Origin of the sequence: Streptomyces prunicolor NBRC 13075 (genome assembly GCF_000367365.1) — a bacterium.
GTDB classification, from domain to species: domain Bacteria; phylum Actinomycetota; class Actinomycetes; order Streptomycetales; family Streptomycetaceae; genus Streptomyces; species Streptomyces prunicolor.
Genome location: NZ_BARF01000076.1, coordinates 1 through 4,960, shown reverse-complemented (window position 1 = coordinate 4,960; position 4,960 = coordinate 1). Strand labels below are relative to the sequence as shown.

The 4,960-nt window shown below is 71.4% G+C and carries 5 protein-coding genes; 3 read left to right on the top strand and 2 right to left on the bottom strand.

What is annotated here, in order from left to right:
- Both SPR02S_RS32255 and SPR02S_RS32250 read right to left on the bottom strand, forming a co-directional pair.
- Positions 1-764, bottom strand: a 764-nt coding sequence (locus SPR02S_RS32255) for a sensor domain-containing protein (RefSeq protein ID WP_019061159.1), incomplete at its 3' end; no start/stop codon positions are given.
- Between the two features lie 113 nt (positions 765-877).
- Complete coding sequence (locus SPR02S_RS32250) at positions 878-2,101, bottom strand: sensor histidine kinase (protein ID WP_019061158.1); 1,224 nt, start codon at positions 2,099-2,101, stop codon at positions 878-880.
- A 349-nt stretch (positions 2,102-2,450) separates the two neighbouring features.
- Between SPR02S_RS32250 and SPR02S_RS32245 the strand changes: the two genes are divergently transcribed.
- The 3 genes from SPR02S_RS32245 to SPR02S_RS63855 form a co-directional block, all read left to right on the top strand.
- Positions 2,451-2,855 (top strand): NADH-quinone oxidoreductase subunit A, encoded by a 405-nt coding sequence (locus SPR02S_RS32245; RefSeq protein WP_026151050.1) that lies wholly within the window; start codon positions 2,451-2,453, stop codon positions 2,853-2,855.
- Positions 2,846-3,604 (top strand): NADH-quinone oxidoreductase subunit B, encoded by a 759-nt coding sequence (locus tag SPR02S_RS32240; RefSeq protein ID WP_019061156.1) that lies wholly within the window; start codon positions 2,846-2,848, stop codon positions 3,602-3,604. Before SPR02S_RS32245 ends, SPR02S_RS32240 begins: the two co-directional genes overlap by 10 nt.
- Positions 3,601-4,960, top strand: a 1,360-nt coding sequence (locus SPR02S_RS63855; protein ID WP_019061155.1) for an NADH-quinone oxidoreductase subunit C, incomplete at its 3' end; no start/stop codon positions are given. The genes SPR02S_RS32240 and SPR02S_RS63855, both read left to right, overlap by 4 nt.

The window sequence follows — 4,960 nt, the reverse complement described above, 5'->3', positions numbered from 1 at the left end:
GACTCCAGCTCCACGACCCGGGTCGCCAGCCTCGACGGGCCGAGCAGGCCGTGCACCAGGCCCCGGTCCACCAACGTCAGTGCCCGCACGATCCACGGCGTGGCCAGCGTGAACAGCAGTCCCACCAGCGCGGTCACGGTGATCTCGAAGGGGTTGTCCAGATAGATCCGGTGGTGCTCGTCGCCGTAGAGCTGAAGGCCGCCCCCACCGCCGTACATCGGGAAGAGCCAGAACCACAGCGGGTACGTCAGCAGGGCCCAGCCGTACGACCAGAAGGTGAGGGCGACGGCGAAGGAGAAGACCGCCCACGGGAGGTGCAGCAGCGCGTACAGCAGATGGCGCCAGGACGCGCCGCTCTTGAGGACCGCGCCCATCCAGGCCATCGGGCCGTTCTTCTTCATGCGCAGCGGCTCGGGGTCGGCGATGTCCAGGTCGAGCAGCCGGCGGGCCCGGGCCCGTTCCAGCGCGCCGAAGCCGCGGCAGCCGGCCAGCGCGCCCGCCAGGACCGGAACGCCGAGGAAGGTGATCAGCAGGCCCGCGCCGAGCGACACCATCGTGACGGCGTAGGTGAAGAGCAGGATGCTGATCGGCAGGCTCAGCAGGACGTAGCCGAACTCGCGCCAGTGGCGCGCCTCCAGGGGGGCGCGCAGCGCGGTCGGCAGCCGGCGAAGGCCTCGGCGCCGCTCGTCGAGCCGTTCGTCGAGGTCGAACGTGCCGTGCGATCCGTACCCCTGCCCGGACCTCTGCCCGTACTCCGTGGCCATCGGCGTCGTCCTGTTCTAGTCGTTTCCGCAGCCGTGCTTTCGTATCTCCACACTGCTCGGTCGCAGGTCCACGAGCCATGGAGTCCGTCGGCGTCCTCGAAGGGGGGTTTTCCCTACCCCCGGCCCGACTCGGCCGTCCGCTCCCGCCACGGCAGCTCCGCCGTGACCGTCGTGGGCCCGCCGGGTGGGGAGTCGAGGACGAACAGGCCGTCGACCGCGCCGAGTCGGTCGGCGAGGCCGCGCATGCCGGTGCCGCCGTCGAGGCGGGCGCCGCCGCGGCCGTCGTCCCAGACCTGGATGAGCAGGCGGTCCTCCGAGCGCCACACGTCCACCGACGCCGTACGGGCACCGCTGTGCTTGCTGATGTTCTGCAGCAGCTCGGAGACGGTGAAGTACGCGATGCCCTCGATGGCGGCGGCCGGGCGCGCGCCGAGGTCGGCCGTCACCTTCACCGGCACCGTGCAGCGCGAGGCGACGGAGGACAGGGCGGCGTCGAGCCCGCGGTCGGTGAGGACGGCGGGATGGATGCCGCGCGCAAGGTCCCGCAGCTCCTGGAGCGCGAGTTTCACCTCGCCGTGCGCCTCGTCGACCATCGCGGCGACCTGCTCGTCGGCCTGCCCCTCCAGCAGCTTCTCCTTGGCCAGCCCCAGCCCCATCGCCAGATTGACCAGCCGGGCCTGTGCCCCGTCGTGCAGGTCGCGCTCGATCCGCCGTAGATCCGCCGCCGCCGTGTCGACCACGACACCCCGGTCGGACTCCAACTCGGCGATACGGCGCTCCAGTTCGTCGGAGGGGGAGAGGAGGCCGCGCACCATCGCCCGGTCCGCGTTCGCCAGCCCGCGCGCGATGAACGGCAGCACCGGCCACAGCACGAACAGCGAGGTCAGCGTGATGGTGAAGGTGACGATGCCCCACGGCAGGCGCATCCCGTCGTACAGCACCGTCCGCCAGCCCACCGGGTCCTTCAGCGCCATCCACACCCGTTGCAGCAGCCCGCCGCCCTTGCGCCACGGCAACGGGCTCGGCTCGTCGATCCGCACCCCGAGCAGCCGCCGGGCCCGGCCCCGCTCGAACTTCCCGATCAGCCGCGCGCCCATCAACCCCAGCGCGAGCAGCGGAAATCCGACCACGGTGACGGTCAGCCCGGCGCTCATGAACAGCATCGTCACCACATAGACGAAGCCGAACACCGACACCGGCAGATTGGTGAGGAGATGCGCGATCTCCTTCCAGGTGTGTCTGTCGTAGGCGAAGCGGGCGGGCGGCAGCGGCTCGTCGAGAGCGTCGAGCTCGCCGCCGGGTGCCGCCGGGTCGGCGTAGGGGATGCGTACGGTCATATGGGCCAGCGTGCCGCGCGACGCGCTCCAGCGCCATGAGGTCCGCCGCCCTGGTCTGCTGGGGAAAACCCCACCACGGGATCTCAGGGGGAGAGCACGGGGAGATCAGGGAGAGATCAGGGGCATCTCTGGGGAGCTCAAGCTGTGACGGGCTGCTTACCGTGCCTTTAACAGGGCCTAGACTCCCGTGCGTACAGATCGTCGAACACAGAGTTCACATGGGTCACGGGGGCACCGGGTCACCGGAGCGGGCCGTGGGGAAGCCCGTGCGGAAGTCTGTGCGGAGGAGGAGGGGTCGGACTTGCGGGAGATGCTGCCGGGGAGCTTGTCAGGGTCCTTTCCGGGGTCCTTGCGGGAGCCGACCGTGGTCGTCGCGGCGGACTCGGCCGACTACTTCCGGTCCTACTCCGTCGTGGGGCTGCTCGCCGTCGTCGGCGTGCTCTTCGTCGCTGTGGCCTTCGGCGCGGGCCGCCTGCTGCGCCCGGTCGTCCCCACCCCCGAGAAACTCCTGACGTACGAGTGCGGCGTCGACCCCGTCGGGGAGGGCTGGGCCCACACCCAAGTCCGGTACTACGTCTACGCGTTCCTGTACGTCATCTTCGCCGTCGACTCGATCTTCCTCTTCCCCTGGGCCACGGTCTTCGCCGCGCCGGGTTACGGCGCGGCCACCCTCGTCGAGATGTTCATCTTCCTCGGCTTCCTGGCTGTGGGCCTGCTGTACGCCTACAAGAAGGGCGTCCTGGCATGGACGTGACCCCCGAGGACGTGACCTCAGAGCCCGTGACCCCCGAGCCCGTGTTCCTGCCGGAGCCGAAACGCCTGGGCGCCCTCGCCCGCCTCGCCCCAGAACCGATGAAGGTGGTCCTCAACTGGGGCCGCCGCTACTCCCTCTGGGTCTTCAACTTCGGCCTCGCCTGCTGCGCCATCGAGTTCATCGCCGCGTCCATGGCCCGCCACGACTTCATCCGCCTGGGCGTCATCCCCTTCGCTCCGGGCCCGCGCCAGGCCGACCTGATGGTCGTCTCCGGCACGGTCACCGACAAGATGGCCCCGGCCGTGAAACGCCTCTACGAGCAGATGCCCGAGCCCAAGTACGTCATCTCCTTCGGCGCGTGCAGCAACTGCGGCGGCCCGTACTGGGACTCCTACTCCGTCACCAAGGGCGTCGACCAGATCATCCCGGTCGACGTGTACGTCCCCGGCTGCCCGCCCCGCCCCGAGGCCCTCCTCCAGGGCATCCTCAAACTCCAGGAGAAGATCGCCCGGGAGTCGTTGGGGGAGCGGTACGGGTACGGGGCGGCGGGGGCGCGTCCTTCGACGGCGGCACTGCAGAGTGGGTTGGTGACGGGGCCGACGCCGGCGCCTGGAGGGGATTCTGCGGGTGCGGGTGCGGGTGCGGGTGCGGGTGCGTCCTCCGACTCCGGCTCCGATTCGGGCTCCGGCTCCGATTCGGGCTCCGGCTTCGATTCGGGCTCGGGCTCCGGCTCGGGGGACGCCCGATGACCGCCGTCGGCTGGCTGCCCGTTCCGGTCGAGGAACTGTTCGGTACGGAGGCCACGGCCGAGGAGTCCTATGACCTCCTCACGGTCGACGTACCGCCCACCACCTGGCTCACAGCCCTCCGCACCGCCCGCGACGACCTGGGCTGCACCTACTTCGACTGGCTGAGCGCGGTCGACGAACCCGGCACCGGCTTCCGCGTCTCGGCCCACGTCGTGGCACTGGCACCGGTACGCCGACTCCTCGTCCGGACGACCGTCCCGCACGAGACCCCGGCGCTCCCCACCGCCGTCGACATCTACGCGGGCGCCGCCTGGCACGAACGCGAGACCCACGAGATGTTCGGCGTCGACTTCGAGGGCCACCCGGGACTGGACCACCTCCTCCTGCCGGAAACCTTCGAAGGCCACCCCCTCCGCAAGGACTTCGTCCTCGCCGCCCGCGTCGCCAAAGCCTGGCCCGGCGCGAAGGAACCGGGCGAGTCGGACCACGGCGGCCCGAAACGCCGCCAGATGCTTCCGCCGGGCGTCCCCGACCCGAACGAATGGGGCCCGTTGAAGGGCCAGCTTCCGGCGGCTCCGGCTCGCCCTGCCCGGGGTGCGGCGCGTGCTGCGGGTGAGCGTCCGGTGCGGGGGGCGGGGGAGCGTCCGGTACGTGCCGCGGGTGAGCGTCCGGCACGGGGGGCGGGTGAGTCTCCGGTACGCGGGGCGGGCGAGTCTCCGGCGGGTGAGGAGGGTGAGGCAGGCGAGTCGGGGGCGCGTGGCGCGGGTGACAGTCCGGTGCGTGCGGGGGGTGCGGGGGGTGATCGCCCTGTGCGGCGGGCCCGTTCGGCTTCGGAGGGGTCGGTGAGTCAGGGGGCGCCGGGTGGGGGTGCGGTGCCTTCGGGTGAGGGTGCGGTGCCGCCTGCCGGGCCGCGCAGCGCTTCGGAGGACTCGGCGAGTCAACAAGAGTCGGCCGCAGCAGCCCCTCGCCGGTCCCGCAGCGCGAGCGACGGCTCGGCATCCCAACAGGCACCGGCGCAGGCGCAGGCACAGCCCCCTTCGGTGGAACCGGAGCCGACACCTGCGGCGGAACCGTCACAGGGCCCGGCATCGACACGAGAGGGCAGCACCGCCCAGCCCCCGACTGCCTCCCGCAGCGCGGACGCCCCGTGGCACAGCGCCCGCCCAGCCTTCGACCAGGCCGAGGCCAAGTCCGAACCGGAGCCGAGCCCTGCCAAGGGGCCGGCCGACGGACCGTCATCCGAAGCCGACTCGCCCGCAAGCGAACCGGACGCGAAAGCAACTGCACCCGACCCGGACCCGGACGCGGAAGCAACTGCACCTGACCCGGACGCAACTGCACCTGAGCCGGACGCAG

What these genes read in the sequence shown, in the direction of transcription:
- SPR02S_RS32250 (WP_019061158.1), bottom strand. Translation starts at nt 2,101, where the DNA reads ATGACCGTACGCATCCCCTACGCCGACCCGGCGGCACCCGGCGGCGAG.
- SPR02S_RS32240 (WP_019061156.1), top strand. Translation starts at nt 2,846, where the DNA reads ATGGACGTGACCCCCGAGGACGTGACCTCAGAGCCCGTGACCCCCGAG.